At 50.5% G+C, this 24,301-nt stretch carries 21 protein-coding genes and 1 tRNA gene; 9 read left to right on the top strand and 13 right to left on the bottom strand.

Annotated elements, in window-relative coordinates; all coding sequences use genetic code 11:
- The first annotated feature begins 267 nt into the window (after nucleotides 1-267).
- The 4 genes from BN3772_RS10915 (at nucleotide 268) to BN3772_RS10930 (ending at nucleotide 2,260) form a co-directional block, all read left to right on the top strand.
- Nucleotides 268-339 (top strand) — tRNA-Val (locus BN3772_RS10915).
- A 254-nt stretch (nucleotides 340-593) separates the two neighbouring features.
- Nucleotides 594-878 (top strand): hypothetical protein, encoded by a 285-nt coding sequence (locus tag BN3772_RS10920; protein WP_042199391.1) that lies wholly within the window; start codon nucleotides 594-596, stop codon nucleotides 876-878.
- A 201-nt stretch (nucleotides 879-1,079) separates the two neighbouring features.
- Entirely contained in the window at nucleotides 1,080-1,310 is a 231-nt protein-coding gene (locus BN3772_RS10925; protein ID WP_244444719.1) for a YuzF family protein, read from the top strand.
- Nucleotides 1,311-1,588: 278 nt separating this feature from the next.
- Nucleotides 1,589-2,260 carry a DUF1796 family putative cysteine peptidase gene (locus BN3772_RS10930; RefSeq protein ID WP_042199393.1) on the top strand — a complete coding sequence of 224 codons (672 nt, stop codon included), beginning with the start codon at nucleotides 1,589-1,591 and terminating at the stop codon, nucleotides 2,258-2,260.
- Nucleotides 2,261-2,376: 116 nt separating this feature from the next.
- Here BN3772_RS10930 and BN3772_RS10935 read toward each other — a convergent pair whose 3' ends face one another.
- From BN3772_RS10935 to BN3772_RS10965, 7 genes are all read right to left on the bottom strand, one after another.
- On the bottom strand, nucleotides 2,377-3,129 hold the full coding sequence (locus BN3772_RS10935; RefSeq protein WP_042199395.1) for a hypothetical protein: 753 nt from the start codon (nucleotides 3,127-3,129) through the stop codon (nucleotides 2,377-2,379).
- A gap of 24 nt (nucleotides 3,130-3,153) precedes the next feature.
- Entirely contained in the window at nucleotides 3,154-4,437 is a 1,284-nt protein-coding gene (locus BN3772_RS10940) for a hypothetical protein (protein WP_042199397.1), read from the bottom strand.
- A 156-nt stretch (nucleotides 4,438-4,593) separates the two neighbouring features.
- Nucleotides 4,594-6,198 carry a helix-turn-helix domain-containing protein gene (locus BN3772_RS10945; protein ID WP_042199398.1) on the bottom strand — a complete coding sequence of 535 codons (1,605 nt, stop codon included), beginning with the start codon at nucleotides 6,196-6,198 and terminating at the stop codon, nucleotides 4,594-4,596.
- A gap of 112 nt (nucleotides 6,199-6,310) precedes the next feature.
- Nucleotides 6,311-7,342 carry an ABC transporter substrate-binding protein gene (locus tag BN3772_RS10950; RefSeq protein WP_042199399.1) on the bottom strand — a complete coding sequence of 344 codons (1,032 nt, stop codon included), beginning with the start codon at nucleotides 7,340-7,342 and terminating at the stop codon, nucleotides 6,311-6,313.
- Nucleotides 7,343-7,551: 209 nt separating this feature from the next.
- Nucleotides 7,552-8,262 (bottom strand): ABC transporter permease, encoded by a 711-nt coding sequence (locus BN3772_RS10955; protein ID WP_042199400.1) that lies wholly within the window; start codon nucleotides 8,260-8,262, stop codon nucleotides 7,552-7,554.
- Entirely contained in the window at nucleotides 8,259-9,107 is an 849-nt protein-coding gene (locus tag BN3772_RS10960; RefSeq protein WP_042199402.1) for an ABC transporter ATP-binding protein, read from the bottom strand. The genes BN3772_RS10955 and BN3772_RS10960 overlap by 4 nt, the downstream gene beginning before the upstream one ends.
- Nucleotides 9,108-9,236: 129 nt before the next feature.
- A complete protein-coding gene (locus BN3772_RS10965) occupies nucleotides 9,237-10,310 on the bottom strand; it encodes a LytTR family transcriptional regulator DNA-binding domain-containing protein (RefSeq protein ID WP_244444716.1) in 1,074 nt (357 codons plus the stop codon).
- A 220-nt stretch (nucleotides 10,311-10,530) separates the two neighbouring features.
- Between BN3772_RS10965 and BN3772_RS10970 the strand changes: the two genes are divergently transcribed.
- Nucleotides 10,531-11,589, top strand: coding sequence for a LacI family DNA-binding transcriptional regulator (locus tag BN3772_RS10970; protein WP_042199404.1), 1,059 nt, complete (start codon nucleotides 10,531-10,533; stop codon nucleotides 11,587-11,589).
- Nucleotides 11,590-11,722: 133 nt separating this feature from the next.
- Complete coding sequence (locus BN3772_RS10975) at nucleotides 11,723-14,158, top strand: glycoside hydrolase family 94 protein (protein WP_042199405.1); 2,436 nt, start codon at nucleotides 11,723-11,725, stop codon at nucleotides 14,156-14,158.
- 756 nt (nucleotides 14,159-14,914) lie between these two features.
- Here the strand turns inward: BN3772_RS10975 and BN3772_RS10980 are convergent.
- Nucleotides 14,915-15,553, bottom strand: a complete 639-nt coding sequence (locus tag BN3772_RS10980; protein WP_157643578.1) for a hypothetical protein — start codon at nucleotides 15,551-15,553, stop codon at nucleotides 14,915-14,917.
- Nucleotides 15,554-15,808: 255 nt separating this feature from the next.
- Nucleotides 15,809-17,761 (bottom strand): glycoside hydrolase family 127 protein, encoded by a 1,953-nt coding sequence (locus BN3772_RS10985; RefSeq protein WP_042199407.1) that lies wholly within the window; start codon nucleotides 17,759-17,761, stop codon nucleotides 15,809-15,811.
- A 128-nt stretch (nucleotides 17,762-17,889) separates the two neighbouring features.
- Between BN3772_RS10985 and BN3772_RS10990 the strand changes: the two genes are divergently transcribed.
- From BN3772_RS10990 to BN3772_RS11000, 3 genes are all read left to right on the top strand, one after another.
- Nucleotides 17,890-18,762 carry a helix-turn-helix transcriptional regulator gene (locus tag BN3772_RS10990; RefSeq protein ID WP_042199409.1) on the top strand — a complete coding sequence of 291 codons (873 nt, stop codon included), beginning with the start codon at nucleotides 17,890-17,892 and terminating at the stop codon, nucleotides 18,760-18,762.
- Nucleotides 18,763-18,904: 142 nt separating this feature from the next.
- On the top strand, nucleotides 18,905-19,426 hold the full coding sequence (locus tag BN3772_RS10995; protein ID WP_042199411.1) for a DUF3231 family protein: 522 nt from the start codon (nucleotides 18,905-18,907) through the stop codon (nucleotides 19,424-19,426).
- A gap of 116 nt (nucleotides 19,427-19,542) precedes the next feature.
- Nucleotides 19,543-20,124, top strand: coding sequence for a YitT family protein (locus BN3772_RS11000; RefSeq protein ID WP_244444717.1), 582 nt, complete (start codon nucleotides 19,543-19,545; stop codon nucleotides 20,122-20,124).
- A 9-nt stretch (nucleotides 20,125-20,133) separates the two neighbouring features.
- On the opposite strand, the gene BN3772_RS11005 is transcribed toward BN3772_RS11000, so the two are convergent.
- Genes BN3772_RS11005 through BN3772_RS11020 form a run of 4 tightly spaced genes read right to left on the bottom strand, consistent with a single transcriptional unit; the run spans nucleotide 20,134 to nucleotide 24,282 of the window.
- On the bottom strand, nucleotides 20,134-21,183 hold the full coding sequence (locus BN3772_RS11005; protein WP_042199415.1) for a protein-glutamate methylesterase/protein-glutamine glutaminase: 1,050 nt from the start codon (nucleotides 21,181-21,183) through the stop codon (nucleotides 20,134-20,136).
- 33 nt (nucleotides 21,184-21,216) lie between these two features.
- Nucleotides 21,217-22,038: a CheR family methyltransferase gene (locus BN3772_RS11010; RefSeq protein WP_042199417.1), complete on the bottom strand. Its 822-nt coding sequence runs from the start codon at nucleotides 22,036-22,038 to the stop codon at nucleotides 21,217-21,219.
- Nucleotides 22,035-23,768 (bottom strand): methyl-accepting chemotaxis protein, encoded by a 1,734-nt coding sequence (locus BN3772_RS11015; protein WP_042199419.1) that lies wholly within the window; start codon nucleotides 23,766-23,768, stop codon nucleotides 22,035-22,037. The genes BN3772_RS11010 and BN3772_RS11015 overlap by 4 nt, the downstream gene beginning before the upstream one ends.
- A 13-nt stretch (nucleotides 23,769-23,781) precedes the next feature.
- Nucleotides 23,782-24,282, bottom strand: a complete 501-nt coding sequence (locus tag BN3772_RS11020; RefSeq protein ID WP_042199420.1) for a chemotaxis protein CheW — start codon at nucleotides 24,280-24,282, stop codon at nucleotides 23,782-23,784.
- Between the last annotated feature and the right edge of the window lie 19 nt (nucleotides 24,283-24,301).

The raw sequence follows: 24,301 nt of genomic DNA on the forward strand, positions 1-24,301 counted from the left end.
TCTCTGGTGGTATCTTCACTCACTGGTATGCCAGGCGAACTCGGGTATAGGAGACTGTTTTTGCGTAAAAGCAGTGTTTGCAATATTGAAAATGGTTGCCATGTGCTCACTCCTTTTCATTTATACAGACTCCTATATTTTACCTGATCTGCAACTTAGTTCATAGCGGTTACATTGAATAAATACCGTCTGATTCTTATCCAAGTATTCACGGAAAAATAATGGTTGCTATTATCTCACATCCTATGGTATTATAAATTTCGTTGCAGGACGGTAGCTCAGCGGGAGAGCACTATCTTGACAGGGTAGGGGTCATGGGTTCGAACCCCATCCGTCCTATACGTAAGAAGCCTTATTTTATAAGGCTTCTTTTCTTTTACCTGGTACTCATGCATCGTCCAAAAACAAAATTGGTGCCTATTTGGTGCCCTTTACTCAAGAAAAGTAAGAGCTGGTGCCGAAGATGGTACCAGCTTTTTTCATCCCTCTAACCATTTTTTATCATGAAAATTTTTAGTTATGGGCATATGCCGTGATTGATATAGGTTGTAGTCCATAGACTGTTGTCAAGATATTATTTGAGGAGGCTAATCATGGAAACAAATTATCAATCGCTCGCCTGGAACAATGTGAATAAATATGTTGGCATGACTACAAATGACGGTCAGACTCATGACGGGTTTATTGCTCATGTTGATCAGGATTACGTTACGCTTGCAATTCCATCGAACGAAATGATGAACGGAATGCCTGCAAATGCAGCTACGTACAGACAATTTGGTTATTATCCGGGCTTTTATCCACGCCGCCGATTTTATCCTAGACGAATACCATTTGGGGCTATTACAGCTTTGTATTTGCTTCCATTTTTCATTTGATCTTATTAATTTAAAACCGCAGGACACTGTAGCAGACGATGTGCTTCATGTCTGTTCCCTCCCTAGAATTATTCATGTGACGTATCTGTGTCATAACACTCACCATCTACCTTAAATGGGCTGCTGCCCAGCTCAATAATTAGGCACCTGCATAGGATGTTGCATAACCATTTGGGAGGTAACAAAGTGCTGAACAATCAAATGTATCCAATGCATCACCAAATGCCGCAAGCAATCATGGTCTATCCAATTGATCCGTATGTCGTAGAAACCTTAATGTCTGTAAAGGGCAAACAGGTGGTCATTGAAACCACTCGCGGAGGAATTAGTGGCTGTGTGATGGACGTTAAGCCAGACCACGTTGTACTGGATACAAGAGGCCGGAAATTCTTCGTCCGCATCTGTGAAATTGTTTGGATCATGCCGGAATAGATTTGTTCCATGAGCTGCGAAAGCAGCTCTTTTTATTTATCCTATAAGCTAAATTCCATCTGCCCCGCAGCTGCCTTGTATCTCTCAAGTAACAGCGCCCGGCCGGAGCCAATGCACAATTCCGGCACGTGCTTGCAAGAACCTTAGCTCTCGCCATTTCAGGAGAAACTAAACTGCCGCAATTACCAATATCCGCCGCTTAGTCCAATCCATTCCATCTGTCAGCGTATACACTTTATTAATGGAATGATTCCGGACAGAAGCAGGTGAGGCATTACATGAACCTTCAGGAAATTCAAAAAGAATACGATTTGATTATCAGCCTGGGCTCTTCCTGCTCACCTGCCATTAATATGAGACGATACGGCCTGCGCAGGTTCGCCATGCCCCTGGATTGGATGGTTTCATCCTCACTGGGTGATGTGAACCGGCTGCTCAGCAGCCGTTTCTACCGTTTTATGGAACTTGAGAATCTTAGCAGGCTGGAGGAGACCCACTTTTTTCTCAATGACGGGAATCCGGTGTATGACGATCCTGCCCGGGGCAGCTTATCACAGTCCTATTTTATCAGGGATTCTATGTACAATATCATTTCCGCCCATGATTTCCCGGTCATTCCGAATGTAGATTGGCGTGCCTTCTATCCGGCCTACCGGCAAAAGCTTGAGCGGCGGCTTACCCGCTTCTGGTCAAGTCTCATGGCCAGCAGCAGCTCTTTGTTCATCAGGTGGTCTGCCAGCTACGAGCAGGTGTATGAGCTGCGGGCTATTATATCTGCACTGCTTGGCGGAAGAGGCTTCACCATCCTGATCCTCAACCCTGCGGAGCATCTGACTGTCAGCCGGGAACTGCCCTGGGGCTTGGAGCAGGTCTGTGCGCTGGAGGTTCCAAATGATATGAATGATTATGCGAACTGGGATTATGTATTGAGCGGGATACGCCTGAGGTAAACGGTACTCCGTTAAGCCATTGCCGGCTTGCCTTGTTACCCTTATAAATCTTTCGGCGGACAAAAAAAGCCACTGCCGCAAATAACTGACAGTGGCTTTTCTACGTCTGCTTGCCCTTACTCCAGCAGCTTTTGATCAAAGAAGGCATTTAGCTCGCCGGATTGGACTGAGAAATACTTTTGACTCCGCTTATCCGTTATTGCAGCGTACATTTCATGTTTGTCATATTGAATCCGGATCGATCGCTGATCATTCTTTTTCAGGCTGAGTCCAATTTCCGCAGCCAATGTGCGTTCAGCATATGGAATTTCGCTAATCGCAGACTCCGGAATCGCGTTAAGCATCGTTCTAACCCGATCCGTCTCCTGTTCATTCAGCTTTATGTAACGGTTCTCCGTATTTTGCCCGTCACCAAAAATCCAAAATTCAGCCCCGCTAACTTCATTCGTCCCAAGCTGCTCCCAGCGGATAGCCGGTTCATTAAGCAGTCGGTCCGCCATGCTCCCTCCCAACGCGACCCCTGCCACACCTGCAATACATACTGCAGACATAAGGGCGGCGGACACTCTGCTGATTCTCAGGTAACCATACAATGTACAGATTAAGCCCGCTGTAACGGAAGGGATGACCAGAAAAGTGAGCAGTCCCGATTTTAGCGAATAATCAACCATGGTTTCCAGCGACAATAAGACGGATGAATCCTTAATAATATAGGAATACAGAAACGGGACGGACAAGCTGATAATGAGGCATAAAGGCACAATTATCCAATACAACCGCAGACGGCTTTTGTCATGGATGAGCCGGAATATCCTGTATAGTAGAGCCGGATACAGTATAGAAGCTACGAGCACTAATACTACACCCACGTTAACCCTCCCCGTTAGCTGATTCTAATAGCTGGCATAGATATACACCGAACCCAGCGTATCTCTCCAATAGCATAAAGCATTGTAGCTGACATAATAGATATTGCCCCAGCTGCTTATCTTCATGTACATATTAGCATTACTGTCCTGAATGTAGCCTAATGCTGTAAACCAGTGAAACACCATGCTGGAGGTACTTCCCGTATCAGGATAGGTGGTGCTGCCTGTGGACGTTTTTTTGCCGGCGAGGACAGCAACCGGTTTATTCCCGTTGATGCCTGTTTTGATATTTTCCCATACCAATGTATTAGAAGTCGTTGTAGGAGTACCGAGATTGGTGTTATCACTTCTCAATTGCGACGCTAAGTAAGGACTATGATTATAATTGCTTAAATATGAATTAAGCCCGTCTTTGAATTCAGGAAAAGTAGTGCCCCAAATCGCAGACATACTGTTCACTAAAATACTGCCCATAGTATACATATCCATAGCCCTTGCCGGATCAGCCTTCCACCAGAGCATATCATTATAGGATGAATTGCGCTGCCCCAGCGAATACAAGAGGTTAGTGCCGGCAGCAGGACCGCAGCCAAAATTCTCAGCTAATCCCAAGGAGCCCTGCACATTTGATAGAAAGACACTCTGGGACGGGAAAGTAATCTGAGTATAGCCGCTGCTGGGCGGAGAAGGCTGGGCTGCAGCTATACTGAACTCAGGCATTTGAAAGGCCAGGGCATCTGTTGAAATTCTCTCACCTGTGATAACATTAAGCGCTGTTTTATCAAATACTTGCTGTTCTTTATCAACCTCTACACTATAAGACAACAGCGGCCCGCCATAGAGGATTTCTGTATTAGCCAATGCGGGGTCTGCGTTCGTTCTTTGGACGGGTGAAGGCGATGTTCCATGCTCCATAACGGCAAGATTACCGTTACCTTCAAGATCTCCGAGAATGATGTAGCCTGTATAGCTGTCACCCTGATAAAGGTCGATATTATAATAAGTCCGTTCATCTATCCCCTTCAAAGGCGTTATTTCCTGACGCTCCGCCCCGGCTCTTCTCTGTAGGCCGTTTTGTTCAAAGACCGATATTTGACCAAGAAATTCCTGAACAGCTTGTGCCGCAGCCACCTCATCAACCGAAGTGTCCTGAAGTTCTTCCTGATCAAATAAAATACTTTGCATTCTCGCATCCGCATCTGTCTGCGTGACCAACGGTGCCGGCTCCGGCTGTTCCGCGGCCGAGACTGCTGTAGTGTTAGCTGTTAACATGAGGCCTGCCATAAGAACGGAAATGATCTTTTTCATACATACCTCCATAGAATGGTTATTATGAAACCTCCAGATGATTACCTATTAGTTCCAAATAAAGAATAACCTTGTTTTTCTATGAAAGCATTATCATTAGTCATATTCCTAATAATTGTTATTTGCTATGTCAGGTGTCCCTTGCGCGAATCAGCCTCACGCCAGAACCTGCAGTACATCAGCAATTTTGCGGTGGTGCGACATCACGCCATAATTCATCCAGGCCATAAAATCCATCTCGTAGACACAGCCGCTGCGTGCAGCCGGCAGGCTGCTCCAGAGCGGACTTTCAAGCAGCTCACGGCCCTCCCCCATCTGGCGGTCAAAGGTAATGAACAGATGATCTGCCGTCAGCTGTGCAAGTGCCTCCAGGCTGAGATTCACCTGCTTCTGCCCCCGGCACAGCTGACGGACTAAGGGATGCGGCTGCAGCCCGAGGTCGCTATGCAGCACACCTCCCGTATAACCCAGCCCGTCACATCCGTACAGCATAATGCCCGCGGAAGAGATCCGCAGCACCGCTACAGTCTGCATACCTGCTGATCGGCTGAGCCGCTCTCTTGCTGCACGCACCTTGTCCTCATAACTGCCAATAACCTCCTGAACGCTTCCGGACCGGCCGAAAATCGCTGCCGCTGAACGCAGGGTAGCACGCCAATTCTCCTGATGAAACGGAAGCTTGAACAATGGCGCTACCTGACTGCATTCCTCAAGATGCCAGCGCTGAAAGCCGTCATCAAGCATAATCAGCTCCGGCGTATAACGGGACAGCCCCTGCCAGTCGCCGGTGGAAATATCAAACGCCGGAATCTGGTGAAGCCCAAGGTAATCCTGCTTACCCCAATCCGCATGACAGTACTGCGCAACAGGCATGATGCCCAGAGCCAGCAGATAATCCTCCAGAAACGGGGCGAATATCCGTGTCCCCTCCTGGTAAAGGCTTCTGTACTTGCCAGGTGTAACCCCGACGCTCCCCTTAAAACGGCGGCTGAAATAGTACTCATTGCTGTAGCCCACCGCCAGAGCAATCTCATGCAGCCGGTCTTTACTCATCAGCAGCTGCTGCTGTGCCCGTTCAATCCGCAGTCCGTTAAGGTACTCCAGCGGAATCTGGCCGGTCTGTTCCTTGAACAGTCTCGTAAAGCGGCTGCGTCCCAGGCCCGCAATCTCAGCCAGCCCGTCAACTGTTACCGTTTCATTGAAATGCTCCTGCATATATTGAATAGAACGCTGAACCGCCGTCCGTTCATCCACAGGTACAGCTGCATAGGGATTGGCACGCATAAGCAGCAGCAGCAGTTCCTGGAACCGGCTCTGGGCGGCAAAGTGCTCTATATGCTCTAAGCTTCTAAGGCACTGTTGAATCGATTCCAGCAGCATAATGATTTGCGGGAAGGGACGGCACTGTATCGGACCAGACTGCAGCAGCCCTTCCTCAGGGAAATTATGCATTGCGTACATCCCGTTCTCTCCGGAAGCAATAACTTCAAAATTCAGCCGGTAAAAGCTCACCCCCTGCTCCCCCGCACTGATCCGGCCCGCTGCTCCGCATTCAAACAGAAATCCGGCGCCCTTGTCCAGCTGGTAACGCTGCCCGCCTGCTTCAATCCAGCCCTGCCCGTCTGATACTATAATCAGAGCCGGAACCGGATAGCAGCCGGGTTGCCTGTTATCGGACCACGGCTGCGCAAATGTCTCTATACTATTAAGGTTATATAACAGTCTGTAAGGGTATGGACCATCAGCTCCCCTGTCCTCCATTGCTTCGTCTCCTAACTGAGAATGATTTTCATCTATTCAGTGTAAAACAAAAAAGAAGGCCTATCAACCATGCTGATAGACCTTCTTCAATATTTGCTCTCAAGGGAATGGACTATTTAACTATCGCCTCAAGCAGATCATTAAGCTTCATGGAATTAGCGGTAATGGCACCGGACTGCCAGTGTGAACGTTCCATTTTGTAAATATTTCCGTTCTTCACTGCCGGAATGTTCTTCCAAAGCGGCCCGTCCAGAATGCTTAGGGCATCCTGATTCTCAGGCGTGTCCCAATCACCGTTATCCAGGAACACAATGATATGATCAGCGCCCAGCTCCGGAATCACCTCTTCAGAGATAATCGACTGGTAGTCCGACATTTCTGCTGCCATATCAACAGGCGTTAGCCCGAACTGATCATAAATAACCCCGGTATAACGGTTTTTGACGCCGAACAAGGCAAACGACTTATCCGCTACATTGAGCCGGATTACAGCTACCTTCTCCTGGCCGATTGCCTGCTGCAGCTTGGCTTTACCGTCCACCAACTTTGCGTCATACTCAGCCAGCACGCTCTCGGCTTTTTCCGGAATTCCCAGGGCATCAGCAATCGCAGCAAGCATCAGTCTGGAATCCTGAAGTACCGCCTCAGGCAGCCGGTAAGTCGGTGCTACCTTGGAATAGTTCTCGTAGGCTGTTTTGTCTGCACCGCCGTCCAGAATGATCAGATCCGGATTCTGGTCCAGCAGTGCCTCCATACTGCCTGTTATATCAAACTCCGGTACATCCAGTCCGAGATAATCCTGCTTGCCCCAGCTCGGATGATACCATTGCACCACCGGTGTAACACCCAGTGCCTTCAGATAATCCTCTACATAAATACCGGCAACCCGCTGCGGATGCGCCGGAATCTGAACATCACCGAATTCTCCGGTTACAGTGCGCATTTCGCCTTCAGCGCCGCCTGAATTGTCTGTTTCTGCTGCTGTATTACTGTCCGGTGCACTGCTTGCTGCAGTCTCCGCCGCATTCTCTGTCTGCGCGGCATTTCCGCTGGCTGCGTTGTCATTGTCTCCGCAGGCAGCCAGTACAGCCATTACCATTAGGAGCATTGCTGCCCAGATATATTTCCGACCCCGTTGTACCATTGAACTCTCCACTCCCGACCATTGATGTAATTGATTATCATTCTCAATAATCATATGCTCAATACTAGCATGCCTGAGCGAAGTTTCAATGCACTTTCTCAGCGGATTTTTTATACAAACTCGTTCATTATCTGGACATAGCAGCAAACAGAGACAGCTGTATTCAACCATGCCGGTCACAGACTGCCCCTCTCTTGGCCTACTCAGTTCTATTCATCCACCATCCGCTTCTTATACACATAGGCGGCAACCGCATGAATGACGAGCACCCATGCCAGGATGACCAGAAGATGAAGCAAAACATCGCCCAGACCGGCACCAGCCTCAACACGGTTCGCCAGCTCCAGCAATTGAAGGTTCGGCATGTATTCTACCACAGCCAGTACCGGATATTTATCGATAAACGGAGTGAGGAAAGAGCCGGAGCTGAAGATGAACATAACCGGAACGATAACTACCGAGGCCTCCATAACCGATTTGGTAAACAATCCGATCAGCGTACCTAGTCCAACATAGAACACAGCGGATAACACGAGCGCAATAGCAATTACAGCCAAATTCCGGGGATTATAGCCGCTGAGCCAGATTGATCCGGCAACAACAACAGCTGTGGCGATAAAGCTCAGCAGGCTTTTTCCGCAAAAGATTTCCAGTGTACTGGCCGGTGACAACATCAGTCCGCGCAGCGTGTTCTTCTCCTTCTCCTCAGCAATCAGGGAGGACTGGACATAAGCCCCTACCAGGATGAAGCCCAAATTAATGATTAAATAATGAGAAGCAATGCCTTCAATCCCCATGCGGCCGAATAAAACAGCCATCAGGAGCGGCATAATTAATGTGGTGGATACGAACAAATTGCGGGACAAGTCCTTATAATCCTTTTGCAGAATAGCAAATATTCTTCTCGTTGAAAAGGTCATGCCAGCTTCCTCCCTGTCACTTCTACAAATATATCGCCTAGTGTCGGATGATTCGATTGCACGGAAACAAGCTGGTTCGAGCTCATATAACGGAACATCTGGTCCGCACCTTCAGGCCCCTTCGGGACAATGACCATGCTGCCGTCGGCCAGCTCGACCGTCAGAGTGGGCTCGCCCCGCTGCTGGCGCAGCTTTTTGGGGCTGTCCAGAAGCCGGATTTCCCCGTCGTTCAGGAACGCAACCCGGTCGCATAACGCCTCTGCCTCGTTCATGTCATGTGTCGTCAGGAAAATCGTCGTGCCCTTCTCCTTTAATAGAAGCAGCCCTTCATGAATATGCTTTGTATTGACCGGATCCAGCGCCGAAGTCGGCTCATCCAGGAACAGCAGCTCAGGCTCGTGCAGAAATGCCCTTGCCAGAATAACCCGCTGCAGCATCCCTTTCGACAGCTTGGATACAGGCTTCTTCTCTTCACCCGCCAGATTAACCATCTGGAGCACCTCAGCGATTCTTTGATACGGCACGCCGTAAAGATCGCAGTACAGCTTCAGATTATCGTAGACATTCAGCCTTCCGTACAAGGCGGTATTGTCTGTGATGATTCCGACCTTTTGCCGGTACTTCTCAGAATTTAACTGCTCAGTGCTTACACCAAATGCATACGCGCTTCCGGATGTCGGCCTCAGCTGGGCTGTCAGGATTTTAATAGTAGTTGTTTTACCAGAGCCGCTGGGTCCGAGGAACCCGAAAATTTCTCCTCTTTTCACACTGAACGTGACATCCTTTAGCGCCCGGGAAGACCCGAATGCTTTCTGCAATGAAGTGACTTCAATAATATTCTCCATCCCCTGCTCATCCTCCGTCTTGTGCTGTCTATGTCCAAATCTTACGGGAAAAGCAGCAGCAGCGCATTAAAATCACCGTGAACGGAGCACAAAAGAAGTTGAATGGAGCATATGTATCCCTGAATGGAGCTATTTCAGCCCCATCATTTCCTTTAATTCGGCCATCTTAGTCTTAGACAACGGGACCGAGGTCTTCGCCGCATCATCGAGCACAAGACTGTAGCTGTTCCGGGTGAACGTGATGACCTCACGGACCTTCTGGAGATTAACGAGATAAGAACGGTGGCAGCGGAAAAATCCGTAGGAATGCAGACGCTCCTCCAGCTCATTAATTTTAAAAGTCGTCGGATACAGCTCACCCCCTATTGAAAGCTGGGTCTGACCGTCACTGCTCTCGACATAATCAACTTCCGGCGGATTGAACAAAATGATTTTGTCGTTTATGCGGGTTGGGATTTTCTCAAAACGGAACAGCCGGAGCGTCTGCTCTGCCTCATTAACTGCTTCTTCCTCTGCTATATCTAAAAGATTCGGCTCAGCTTCGGCTAACCCTTCAGTCTGGTCCTCTTCACCTTGGATATCAAAAGCCTGGAGTCCCTTTTCATCCAGCCGGTATACCCGGTTAGTTGTACTGAGCGCAGTCTCCATGTTACCGGTCAGAATAAGCACCGCTTTACCGCTGCCGCACAGCTGCTGCACAAGCCGCCTGAACACAAGCTTTGTTTCGTTATCGACATTCTGGTCCGGCTCCTCACAGACAAGCAGTTGCGAACCCTGGATAATCAGCCGGGCATACTGTACACGTTTTCTCTCGGAATGGCTCAGAGCGGATAAACGCACACCTGCTTTGGCATCAAGCCTGACCATCCGGATTACCTCATCCACCGGCCGGCTGGAGCCATACAGCTTACTGTAAAAGCGCAGGTTCTCTTTTACCGTTAACCTGGTGTATTCCCCTTCCTCCAACAGCATAAAAGCAATCTCAGGCACCGCCTGCCGGATACGTCCGGTATATATATGGCCATTAATTGTAATTTCGCCTTCAGCCACAGGCAATTTGCCTGTAAGAATGCCGAGGAGCACAGCCCGTGCGTTCATGCCCGTATGCAGCGCAACCGCTTCATGCCGGGAAACCTCCATTGTAAATGCGGGAAATACAACAGAGTGTTCGGTATAGCTCTCCAGTTGTTTTATTGACAGCACTGACACTTCATCACCTGACCCGTTTCTATATAGTTCTGCTTCCATTTACTTATATTGAATCTATTCTATTATAGTAGCTTCTGTTCACCAGTTTTTCAAAAAGATAATTGTAAAAAGAGGATTGATTTCCGGGACATTATATTTTACAATGAACTCATAAACGCGCGTTTACAAATAGAAACGCCATGCCTTCCAATCTGGTTGGCAAAAAGGGGGCAATATGCGCAGCGAAGATATCGCGAGGCTCGCAGGGGTGTCCCGAAGCACGGTGTCCCGCGTGATCAACAACTATTCGAATGTCCCTGAAGAGACGCGGGCCAAGGTGCTGAAGATTATTGAGCAGCATCAGTATGAGCCTAACAGCTTTGCCAGGGCTCTGGCCGGCAAGAAGACCGATACAATCGGACTTTTCGCCATCAGCATGAACGAGAAGGAGAACACGACCCGGATCTACCAGAATAACTACTTTGCACCGTTCGTCGATGCCGTAGTCGACACGGCGAATGCCAGAGGCTGTTATGTGCTGATCCACACCGTATACTCCCCCGATGATTTCCTGAAGGTCAAGCAGGCTTTCCTGCAGAAACGGATCGATGGCGGCATCATCGTCGGCACCCAGAAGGATATTGATATCGTGCGGGAAATGGTAGGGCTTGATTCCCCGCTTGTGCTGATTGATTATGATATTTCGGAGATCATGGCAGAGCATCTGGACCGCAATCATCTGGCTATTGTTAACTCCAAGGATTATGAGGGCACGGTCGAAGCCATTGAGCATCTGATCGGACTTGGCCACAAAGAAATCGGCATGATCTGCGGACGTATGAACACTTATTCCGGCAGAGAGCGTTACATGGCTTACGCGGATACGCTCAAGCGCCACGGGCTTATTCCCAATGAACAGTTTGTCCTGCAGGGCGATTTCCTGAAGGAGAAGGCTTATGAAGAGGTTAAACAGCTGATTGCTTCGGGTAATCCGCTGCCGACCGCTTTCTTCTCCTCCAATGACGATATGGCGATTTCGGCCATGGAAGCGCTCGCTGAGCACGGTATTTCCGTGCCTGAGGACATCTCGATTGCCGGATTCGATGATGTGCAGCTCGCTGCCCGCATCCATCCCAAGCTCACCTCTGTGCGCCTGCCGATTTATGAAATGTCCAAGGCTGCCGTCGAGAAGGTCATCGAGCTCTGTGATTCACAGCAGCCGACCTTCAGCACCATCAGCTTTCCGGCCCGGCTGGTCGAACGAGATTCCTGTCAGCCGCCGAAAGCAACCTGAATAAGCAAGCAGCAACGGTTTAGCCATCCTGAACAGGATGGGTGCCGTTTTTGCGAGAAACTCCCTTTGCCCCGAGGGAATTTTTTCCGACTCCCGTAAACGCGCGTTCACAATCGAAAGGAGACTCTCCTAAATGAAATTCGGAACTTTTGACGACACTCGCAAAGAGTACGTAATTAACACTCCTAAAACACCTTATCCATGGATCAACTACCTCGGTAACGAGCAATTCTTTGGTCTTATTTCCAATACTGCCGGCGGTTACACCTTCTACCGTGATGCACGCATGAGAAGACTTACCCGTTACCGGTATAACAATATTCCGCTGGACAACGGCGGCCGTTACTACTACCTGCACGACGATGGTGATTTCTGGACTCCGGGCTGGATGCCGGTTAAGCGTGACCTTGATTTCTACGAGTGCCGCCACGGTCTTGGCTACACGTCCATCACTGGTGAGCGTAACGGTATCTCCGTTAACCAGCTTGCTTTTGTACCGATGGGCCACAATGCTGAAGTACACCGCCTCATCGTTAAGAACACCGGCGATGTGAAGAAAACAGTTAAGCTGTTCTCCTTTGCCGAGTTCTGTCTGTGGAATGCCCATGATGATATGACCAACTTCCAGCGCAACCTGAGCATCGGTGAAGTTGAAGTCAAGGATTCCGTTATCTATCACAAAACCGAATACCGTGAGCGCAGAGACCACTACGCTTTCTATTCTGTAAATAAACCGCTGGCCGGCTTCGACACTGACCGTGAATCCTTCCTTGGCATGTTCAACGGACTGGACAACCCTGAGGTGGTTGCTTCCGGACAGGCTAACAATTCCGTAGCCTCCGGCTGGTCGCCAATCGGCTCCCACGCTCTGGAGATTACGCTTGAACCGGGCGAACAGCAATCCTTCATCTTCGTTCTCGGTTACATCGAGAATCCGGAAGATGAGAAATGGGAAGCACTGAATGTCATCAACAAAAAACCGGCACAGGCTGTTATCGACCAGTTCGCCACAGACGAGCAGGTTGACGCTGCACTTGCTGTCCTGGCTGCACACTGGGATAACCTGCTGTCCAAATACCAGATCCAGAGCGGTGATGACAAGCTGAACCGGATGGTTAACATCTGGAATCCGTACCAGTGTATGGTTACGTTCAACATGTCCCGTTCCGCTTCCTACTTCGAATCCGGGATCGGCCGCGGTATGGGCTTCCGCGATTCCAACCAGGATTTGCTCGGCTTCGTTCACCAGATCCCTGAGCGTGCCAGAGAACGTATTCTCGACATCGCTGCTACCCAGTTCCCTGACGGCAGCGCGTATCACCAGTACCAGCCGCTTACCAAAAAGGGCAACAACGAAGTCGGCTCCGGCTTCAATGATGATCCACTCTGGCTGATCTCGGGAACAGCTGCCTACATTAAGGAAACCGGCGATTATTCCATTCTTGATGAGCAGGTTCCATTTGACAGCAATCCTGACCATACTGCTACCCTGTTTGAACACTTGAAGCTGTCCTTTGAGCATGTTACGAACAACCTCGGACCTCATGGCCTGCCGCTGATCGGCCGCGCGGACTGGAATGACTGCCTCAACCTGAACTGCTTCTCTACCGTGCCGGGCGAATCGTTCCAGACCACTGAGAATATCGCAGGCGGTACAGCAGAATCCGTATTCATCGCCGGACTATTCGTCTTCGTCGGACCGGACTATGCAGAAATCTGCCGCTTGCGCGGACTTGACGATGCAGCTGCAGACGCTGTAGCGAAGATCGACAATATGCGTGAAATCACGCTGACTCACGGCTTTGACGGAGACTGGTTCCTGCGCGCTTATGACCACTACGGCGATAAGATCGGCAGCAACGAGAATGAAGAAGGCAAAATCTTCATCGAGCCGCAGGGTATCTGCGTTATGGCCGGCATCGGTGTTGAAGGCGGCCAGGCAGCCAAGGCCCTGACTTCTGTAGAAGAGCACCTGGATACTGAATACGGTATCGTGTTGCAACAGCCTGCTTACTCCAAGTACTATCTGAACCTTGGTGAAATTTCTACGTACCCTCCGGGCTACAAGGAAAATGCCGGTATTTTCTGCCACAACAACCCGTGGATCATGATCGCCGAAACCGTGCTTGGACATGGGGACAGAGCGTTCGAAATCTACAAAAAAATCGCTCCGGCCTACCTGGAGGATATCAGTGAAGTGCACCGTATGGAGCCTTATGTGTATTCGCAGATGATCGCCGGTAAAGACGCTGTGCGTCACGGTGAAGCGAAGAACTCCTGGCTGACAGGTACAGCTGCATGGAACTATGTAGCGATTACCCAGTCGATCCTTGGTATTCAGGCTGACTTTGCCGGTCTGAAGGTTGATCCTTGCATCCCTTCCGAGTGGGATGGCTTCGAAATCACCCGCGTCTTCCGCGGCGACACTTATGTCATCACGATCAAGAACCCGAACCATGTGTCCAAGGGCGTTGCCAGCCTGACTCTCGACGGCGCTGCTGTTGAAGGCAACATTATCACCCCAGTCGGCGACGGCGCTGTGCACCGGGTTGTAGTGGAGCTTGGTTAATTAAACTGCTGAATCCGCTTAGGCGGAATTAAGCTAACTTGTGAGTAACACTTATATAGGCTTAAGAACCCGGTTATCCGCAATTGCGGCTTAACCGGGTTCTTTGTGTACGGCTGATAGGTTGAATGCTGCGAGGGTTATGCTGCTGTCGCTGGGAGCTACTACCCAAATGTGCATGCTAGTGGCGTTGCTGAATACTTCTGCTAGGCTCAATTTACTCTTTATGCTGAATCTTTTGTATGTTGCACACTAGATGCTAGACAATCCGGGTGAACATTAGGTTCGTTAAGCAGTCTATTATACAAAATACATCCAGCGCACATCCGCCTGCTCCCTTAAACAAAGTTTTCTCAAGCAGGTTCGAACATGCCAGCCTTACTGCATTTTATACAACTAAATCCGGCAAAAATCTGCCTCGGCACGTTTTAAGTGTATTTCGTGCAGCTAAAACTGGAAAGATAGCCTAATTCGGAGTTTTTTAGTACTTTTAAGTGTACAAAGTGCAGTTAAATTCCATTTTCGCAAAAAAATAGGCGTTTTAGTTGCACAAAGTACAGTTAAACACCTAGTCATGGTAGTTGAGAGCCTCCACAGTCAGGTTATAAGGAAGGATACGGTTATGGCATAGAGTAAGGCGTCTTTTTACAGCATTAAAGATAAGAAGGTACTGAAATTAAAGTATGCTCTAAGAAGTCTGGTATAAGCAGTACACTACAGCATCTTATATTAACTAAGCAATCGAACGTTTCCCCCAGATCAGTCAATCGTAACCAAGCCCCACTTGCCTTCCTTGCTCTGCATGAACCAGTAATTCGGACTGTCGGACCTCACTTCGCCGTCTGCGGTAATCCATTGGTAATTCACGTTCATTACTACCCTGCCGCTGGACTGCCCTGAGATATAATCCACACCGGTAAAGGTAATTCCTCCTCCAGTCTTAAATCCGTACTCATTCGCCTGGGCCAGCTCCGGCGTTGTAAACGCACGGTTGAATTGCTCCAGATCCTCATTCACAATTCCTCCCAGCGCTTCTTTCAGGCTGGCCTTGATCTCATCATTAACGATAGGGTCAGCAATACCATCAATATCAAAAGCAATTTCGCGTATAGATTGCGTTATGTCAGCAGCCTGCTGCGCAGCATTTTCCTGTCCGCCTGACGTCTCAGCACTGGCGTCTGCTTCTGGCGCGGACTGTGTAGCTGCTTCTCCCTGCGGTGAGGCTGATGCCTGCTCTGTCGCTTCCGCTTGAAGCGCAGCTGTCGCCTGCGGCGTCCCTGACGGCAGCAGCGTTGCTTCAGCAGCCTGTCCGCCTGCACCGTTCAGCTGGGCGCCGTTTCCACAGCCTGCCAGCAGCAGGGCTGCAAGCACAGGCAGTGTAATTAAAAAGCGTCTCATAAAAGGATCCTCCTTGTACCGGATACTATATGAGACGCCCGCACCGTGCAAAAAGTTGCTGCCTGCAGCATAAAGCTCCGGCTTCTTAGCCTTGCTTGCCTGCAGCACACCACTCATGCCCCGATCTCTTAACATTTGCTGCCTGGAATACAATACACCCGCTCCAAGCCTCAATACTAATGCGTTCTGAACCATCTCCTGGTGTGGTTATTGGTTATACAACTGTGTAACGCCTGCTCTGTTGCCTTACAGCAGCTAACTCCGGACCCAAACCTTCATCTCGCCGCTGCCGCGGTTGCCCCACAGGTAATACGGGACAGCGGTAACCTCAACAGGCGTAACCCCGGCCTTCATACTGCCGTACAAGCCTCCGTTCCAGCTTCCCTCATCGATCCGGAAGCCATCTGTCTTCACTACAACAGCTCCGCCGAGCAGCGAATCGTCAAAGCGCTCAGTGAATGCTCCTGCTTCATCCAGCGAAATGGAGCTGAGCGTTGCCCCGTTATCCGCTTCCTCCAGACAATAGACCAGCGGTCCCCGCTGAATGGCTGTCTGGCCGGCATCCGCCCGCAGCTGCGGGTGGGCGTAGACACGGGTTGCTGTCATAGGGAAGCTCAATTCAATGACATCTCCTGCTGTCCAGGTGCGGCGGATAACGGCATAGCCCTGCTCCAGAACGGAAGCAATATCAACTGCCTCTCCGTTAACAGTGAGCTCCGCACTTGCGCTCCAGGCTGGAATACGTACCGCGATACCAAATTTTGCTGCCGCAGCCGGGTCTATCTTCAGCTGTATCTTACCTTCCCACGGATAGCTGCTCTGCTGGCTGACCGCAACCTCCTGCCCGCCAAGCTTGAAGCTGGATTCACTGCCGATGTACAGGTTCGTATATAGCGTATCGCCGTGTACCGAATAAATGTACTGGTTCAGGGAAGTTAGCAGACGCGCTACATTCGGCGGGCAGCAGGCGCAGCCGAACCAGCCCTGACGCTCTGCCTTTACATGATGCTTGCCCGGATTACAGCTGCAGGCCTGCGGCCACACTTCCAGCGGATTCACATAGAAGTAATGCTTGCCGTCCTGTGCCATAGAGCCGAGCACATTATTGTACAGCGCCCGTTCCATCACATCCGCATATTTGGCATCTGGAGTAAGCTCCAGCATCCGCTTGGCGAAAAAGATTAGGCCAATGGAAGCACAGGTCTCCGCGTATACAGTGTCATTAGGCAGGTCATAATCAAAGGTGAACGCTTCACCGTGATGGGTAGAGCCGATTCCGCCGGTTACATACATCTGCTTCTGCGTCATATTCTGCCACAGCCGTTCGCAGGCTTCACGCAGCCCGGTGTCATTGGTAAGTGCAGCTAAATCTGCCATCGCTGTATACATATAGACCGCCCGTACAGAGTGTCCTACTGCCACACTTTGCTCACGGACCGGCAGATGCGCCTGCAGATACGCCAGATCAGTTTTGTCCGTTTTGCCGCTCCAGTGGGTAACCTGCCCCCGGTCCTCCCACTCCTGACGGAGAAAGTTAGGCTCCTGCCCGCGCTGGTCGATGAAAAAGCTGCTAAGCTCCAGATATTTCTGTTCACCCGTAAGCTTGTACAGCTTCACCAGCGCCAGTTCGATCTCCTGATGCCCGTCATATCCTTTAAGCTTGCCCTCTTCCGGTCCAAAAACCTCAGCGATGTGATCAACCAGCTTCCGGACAATGTTCAGCAGCCTGTCTTTGCCGGTTGCTTCATAATAGGCAACCGCTGCTTCGATGAAGTGCCCGGCGCAATAGAGCTCATGGCAATCCTGAAGATTAGTCCAGCGTTTCCCCGGTTCTTTAACGATAAAATAAGTATCCAGATACCCGTCAGGCTGCTGCGCTTCGCCGACCAGATCAATAACCTCATCCGCCTGGCGCTCCAGCTCCGGATCACGTCTAATGCTCAGAGAATAGCCGACCGCTTCCAGCCATTTGGCCACGTCACTGTCCTGGAACACCCAGCCCTTGAATTCCCCGCTTTTTCTTCCGGCAGCGATTTCAAAATTGGCAATAGCATGGCTCGGCTCGGCTTCCGGTACACGGTCATGCAGCGCTTCATATTGATAAGGGATCACAACATCCTGTACAAGCTTGATATAACGGCCCCAGAATTCATCTTTAATCTCGGTAGTGCCAGGAAGCGTTGTTGCTGTCTGTGTAATTTTGTTCATATTTATATTCCCTCCGCTATATATTTCTCCTCGCTAATTGCTATTATAGGCGGTAAAATAAAACAAAAACAGGAGCAGAAGCAACCCTGTTTTTGCACTATTTCACACAGCCGGAAAGGAGCCTGAGGATGACTTTTTCACCTTCATATATTCACTTGGCCGCGCCGCCCTTCCCTTACTTTCTGGAATGTGACCGTACCGTCTACCAGCCCGGAGACCAGCATCCCAGCCGCAAAGCGATGGGCAAGTTTGATCTGATTCTCGTTGAACAGGGCTGCCTTTATCTCGGAGAGGAGCATAAGCAGTGGGCCGTGCCTGCCGGTCACAGCCTGCTGCTGCTGCCTGACCGGTATCATTACCCGGCTAGGCCCTGCGAGGTGACAACCTCCTTTATATGGGTTCATTTTCACACGGTAGGGGAGTGGGCCGAAGCGCAGGGTGAGGCTGTATATGCTGACCGGGATGCCCACTTCCGGCAGTTTCTAACCTATCCTTATACCATTAGGGTGCCGCAGTTTGGTCCGCTGCCGGACCCGTTTGAGCGCAGCGGCCAGGCTGAGCTGCTGCTTCAGCTGAACCGCGTCCGGCGCTCAGGAGCGGTATGGCAGCAGCAGCGGATATTCGAGGAAATGCTGCGGATGATGGATCTGGTTCAGCAGGATACTGCCGGCAGCCATGCCGTCGAGATCGCTGAGCAGACGGAGGCTTATATCCGCAATCATTATGCGGAACCGCTTACGAACGCCCTCCTGTCGGAGGAGCTTCATTTTCATTACAATTACCTTGCCCGCTGCATGAAGCGAGTCTACGGGCTGACACCGATGGAATATTTGACTGATTACCGGCTGGAGCAGGCCAAGCTGCTGCTGCTGAAGACAGAATTATCTGTGGGCGGAATTGCCGAACGGGCAGGCTTTGAAAGTGCGGCTTACTTTTCACGGAGGTTCACCGGCAAGGTGGGCATCTCCCCGCTCCGTTACCGCAAGCGGTATTCACGGTAAGCAAGCCTGTACAAGCAGATTCGGGCGTTAGGGGGCAGCAAGTCTTATTGGCTTGGCTTCAGGATGTATCCGTATAAAATAAGTTCTGCCGGACAATCTAACTTCATGTTTTTAATTATATTTTTTCGAAGGAGATATGGATATGTCTGGAGTACTTAACGGGAATCCGAAGGATGAGCCTCTTCATTACGGGGAGATTTATGATTTATGGCAGTTTTCCGCCTCAGCCAAAATGGCATTGTCCGCATATCAGGCATTTCATTATCATGCCGGTGACCGTGACCTGAAAAAGATGATCGACGAATGTATAGACCAGGTGTACCTAGAAATCAAAGAATGCGATAAGCTGTTGAAGCTGCACGGCTTCACTCCACCGCCGGTACTGCCTGACCGACCCTCGGTGAAGCTTGAGGAAATCCCGGCCGGAGCCAGATTTTCCGACCCGGAAATCGCCGCAGCTTTAAGCACCTCAACTGCAGCAGGCCTTGTTACATGCAGCCAGGCTATGGGAATGTCAATCCGTGAGGATCTTGGCGCCATGTATAAGAAATTCCATAACCAGATGGCTGCGCTGGGACTAGAACTACTTAAGTTAAACAAGAAAAAGGGCTGGCTGGTAACGCCGCCGCTTCAGCTCAAGTCGCCGGAGCCGGCGCTCGTATAAGTATAAGGCTTATCGCCCATTCATCCTGCGCAAGCAGGATTTTTTGTATTCCGGCTATTTTTTTCCAGTTTACCGCATATTCATTAAGACATGCCTTACAAGTGGAGATGTTGAATATGCGTCCATTGTCACGGTTTGCAATTATCCTGCTGGGTAGCCTCCTTATCGCAGCCGGAACTAACTTTTTTCTCGTCCCCTACAAAATACTCGACGGCGGAATCATCGGCATCGCCCTTATTATCAATTATATGAGCGGCATCAAAATCGGACTGGCTGTGATCTGCTGCAGTCTGCCTATTTTCCTGTTAGCCTGGATGAAGGAACGGGACATTTTTTACAATAGCATTCTTGGGCTGCTTACCTCATCTTTCCTGATCGAGCTGCTGGGACCGCTGCAATATTACTTTTTGTATTATATTGAAATCGGCTCCGTCTCAAGCGCGATCATCGGCGGCTTTCTTATGGGTACCGGACTCGGTCTGATGCTGCGCTTCAAGGCAAGCACAGGCGGGACCGATCTGCTGGCCAAGTTTATCAAGCGCTACATTCCGCTGAACGTAGGGGTTATTATTTTTTTGAGCGATATTCTGATTATCGGGGCGGGCGGCGTGCTGATCTCCAAAGAAACCTTTTTCCATTCTATCCTGACGATCTTCTCCGGAGGTGTAGCTACGGGGTTATGTACGATTGATAAATAAAAAAACCGGCTACTGCAGCATAGCCAGCAGTAACCGGGGAATAGCAGCAAGTGCTGCCTGTTTCTCTACAGCACCGAGTTCATAAGCCGCTTTCGGCATTCCGTAAACGACCGATGAGGCTTCGTCCTGTCCTATTGTGTGTGCACCTTTACGGCGCATCGCAAGCAGCCCTTTTGCCCCGTCATACCCCATTCCGGTCAGCAGAACCCCTACCGCCTTCGGGCCGGCCGCCTTGGCCGCTGAAGCAAACAGCACGTCTACCGACGGGCAGTGGCCGTTCACCTTCTCTCCTGCTGTACATTCAAGCCGGTATTGGCCTCCCAGGCTGCGTACGCTAACCTGCTTATCACCCGGAGCTACCAGCACCTTTCCCGGAACGACCAGCTCACCGTTCTCTGCTTCCTTCACTGTCAGTGCAGAGCTAAGATTCAGCCGCTCGGAGAACATCCGCGAGAATAAAGGCGGAATATGCTGCACAACAACAATTCCCGGCATTTCTGCCGGCAATGCGTTAAGTACACTGGCTATGGCTTCTGTTCCTCCGGTTGAAGCACCGATGACAATGAGCCTTTCTTTGAACGGAACCTGTGCGCCTGTATCCCTTTTGTTAGCCGCATAGCGGGCAACGCCAGTCTGGACCTGCGGAAGCGGAGGCACAATTTTAGCCAGTGCGGCATTTTTGATTTTGATAATAAGCTGCTCCAGAAAATGCTGAACGCTTCCCGCAGAATGGATATTCGGCTTGGCTGCAAAATCAACCGCACCGGCGCTTAGCGCTTCAAATACCAGCTCCGAAACCCCGCTGACGACAATTACCGGAATAGCATACTGGGGCAGCAGCCGGCGGATGAATTCAATTCCGTTCATTCTCGGCATCTGAACATCGCAGATCATCACATCCGGCCGTACACGCAGCAGCTCGTCCCGGGCTTCAAACGGATCACCGGCCCGGGCTGCAACCTCAATCTGCGGATCCGACGCAATGCCCCGGGAGATAATCTCCCGGAACAGCATAGAATCATCCACTACCAATACCCGAATAGCCCGGGTATTCTTCATAAAGCCAACCTTCTTTCCCTGCGGCCGTTGTTGTTATTTGCGGTAGACAGCCGGCATTACATAGCGGTATGCCGTGCGCTCGCGGTCAAGCGATTCTGAATGACCGATAAACAAATATCCTCCGGGCTCTGTCATCTCATAAAATTTGTGCACCAGTCTAATACGGGTAGCCTGATCGAAATAAATCATCACATTCCGGCAGAATATAGCATGAAACCGCCGGGTGAACGGAAATTTCTCATCCATAAGATTAAACCTGCGGAACAGCACCTGGCTGCGGACAGCCGGCTTTACAGTATAATACCCTTTTTCCTCCGGTTCAAAATAACGCCTGGCCCATCGCTCCGGCAACGCACCCAGCGCATCTGCGCTATATCTGCCTCTGCGTGCAGCTTCCAGTGCAGAATTGCTGATATCCGTAGCGAGCAATTGAGTATCCCAGCCCCTTCTGCCGTTCCCGCTGAACACCTCATCAATGAGCATTGCCAGCGTATACGGCTCTTCCCCGCTGGAGCAGCCGGCACTCCAGATCCGCAGATCACGCTCCCCCTGCCGCTGCAGCAGCTCTGGAAGCACCTGCTGGCGGAAAAAAGTGAAGTGTCCTTGCTCCCGCATAAAGAAAGTATGATTCGTGCTGATCCGGTCCACGAGCTGCGTCAGCTCCGCTGCTGAAGTATGGTTCCTGCCTTGAAGGAGATTATAGTATTCACTGAAGCTTGCCAACCCCTTATCCTGAACCAGCTTCTGGAGCCTGGCGGCCAGCAGGGCTCTTTTCTCCGCTTTGAGATGAATCCCTGCCCTGCCCTTGATAAGCTCCGCAAGCTGTGTAAACTCAAGGTCCGTCATTGGAATCATAGGCTGTATTTGCCGAATTCTTTATCACTGAGCGCAATGGACGCAGGAGCTGCGTGGGAATGCTCCTTCGGCCATTGGCCGGCCCCGCTGCCTGAACCCTGTCTGCCCAGTGACATCTGCTCCAGCATGCGCCGTACCTCCGGATTAAGCTCATCGAGCCCGGCATAAGCGTAGTGTCCCTGCTCCTTAAGCTTAAACCGGGATACCTGATCACGCATTAGCTCTGCCTGTCCGGCAAGCTGCTCGCTGGCGGCAGCCGTCTCCTCCGAAGTAGCGGAGTTGTTCTGTACCACCTGTGACAGCTGAATTACCCCTTGATTAATCTGGCTGATACCGGCTGCCTGCTCTGTCGAAGCGGCTGTAATCTCAGCAATGATCTCGGCTACCTTTGAGACGTCTCCGACAATATGCTCAAGCGCTGTAGCAGTTGCAGCAGCAAGCCTGGTGCCGCCCTCCACTTTTTTGATGGAGCTCTCTATCATTACTGTAGTTTCCTTGGCAGCACCTGCAGAACGTGCCGCCAGATTGCGGACTTCCTCGGCAACAACCGCGAACCCTTTACCATGCTGGCCGGCTCTCGCCGCTTCTACAGCCGCGTTCAGTGCCAGAATATTCGTCTGGAATGCGATCTCGTCGATCACTTTGATAATCTTTGATATGCTGCCGGAGGATTCATTGATCTGCTCCATAGCCCCCAGCATTTCCTTCATCCGGGCGTTGCCGTCCACCGCATTGTTCATGGTCCCGCGGGCGAGCGTGTTCACCTGTTCTGCACTCAGTGCATTGCGGGAGGTCTGTGCAGCGATTTCCTCGATGGATGCTGTCAGCTCTTCAATTGAGCTCGCCTGCTCCGTTGCCCCCTGGGACAATGCCATACTGGACTCGGACATCTGCTTGGCTCCGGAAGCAACCTGCTCGGAAGCGGCGCGGATACTGCCCATCACTTCGCTCAGCGTGCCAGACATGCGTCTGAAAGCTGCTGCAAGCTGGCCGATTTCATCTCTGGAATCCGTTTGTATCTCCACATTCAGGTCACCGTCAGCAATTCGGTCTGCCGCATGCACCAGCTTGACCACCGGCCTGCTGATGATGCGGGAGATCATCAGGCCGAGCAGCACAGCGAGCAGCACAGCAACAATTACAACAACAATCATGATAATAGTGGTGCGCCCTGCGGCTTGTGTGTACGCCGCCGATTTAGTTAAGCCGTTAGTCTCCTTGCTGGCAAACAAGCTGTCGATAGCCTCGTTAGCACTGGCAGCAATTCCAGATGTGCTATCATAAAACAATGTAAGCGCCTGTTCATTGCGTCCGCTGGCAGACATAGCGATAGCCCGGTCACGAATTTCGTCATACTTAAGTATACCGGCTTTCAGCTCATTAAAGATTACCTGTGTCTCTTCGCTCTGAATGCTCTTCTCAAAGGCATTCAGACTGTCCATAAGCTGGATGTCCAGCTCGTTAATATCATTCAGAATCTCTTCTCTGTCCACGCTGCTCTCATTGATTAGCGCATCCCGCGTAAGCGCGCGGATTTTGTGAAATTCAATTCCGGCCTTACCGATATCAGCTACACCTATACCATAATTAACGTACAATTCCGAATAATTACGGTCAGTCCGGTTAAGGTTTACAATCCCCACAACGCCCACAATGCCAGCCATTATGGCGACAATAATGAACGAAGTTATTAGTTTTGCGCTGATTTTCATGTTATTGAACCATCTCATCATCATCTACTCCTTATTCGTTTGGCTGTCTGCTTCCGCCTGATATTTCCAATTCAGCATCCCGGAGGAGCCTTCCGCAGTCCAGCAGCAGCTTCACTCCCTGCAGCGTCTTACCGATCCGTGTAACAAAGCCGCCGCCTGCTGTTATGTCCGGAGCCGGAACCGTATCTCCCGGCAGAATGGTCAGTACTTCAGACACACTCTCAACAATAAGCCCCAGCACCTCATCCATGATGTTAATGACAATGACACAGGTACGGTCATGATAGGGCTGCGGCTCCATCCTGAACCTCACCCTGACATCCATCACCGGGATCATAGTCCCGCGCAGATTGATAATTCCCTTAATATATTCCGGAAGATCCGGTATCCCGGCAATCGGCTGAATGCCGATGATTTCTGTAACATATTGAATTTCAATGCCGTAGTCCTGGCTCCCCAGTGAAAAAACCAGATATTTATCCCTCTGTGTATCCTCCTCCGGCGTGTTCTCATGTACATTGTTACCTGACAAAGTGATCACCTCATGAATG

This window comes from Paenibacillus camerounensis (assembly GCF_000723885.1).
Lineage (GTDB): Bacteria > Bacillota > Bacilli > Paenibacillales > Paenibacillaceae > Paenibacillus_AQ > Paenibacillus_AQ camerounensis.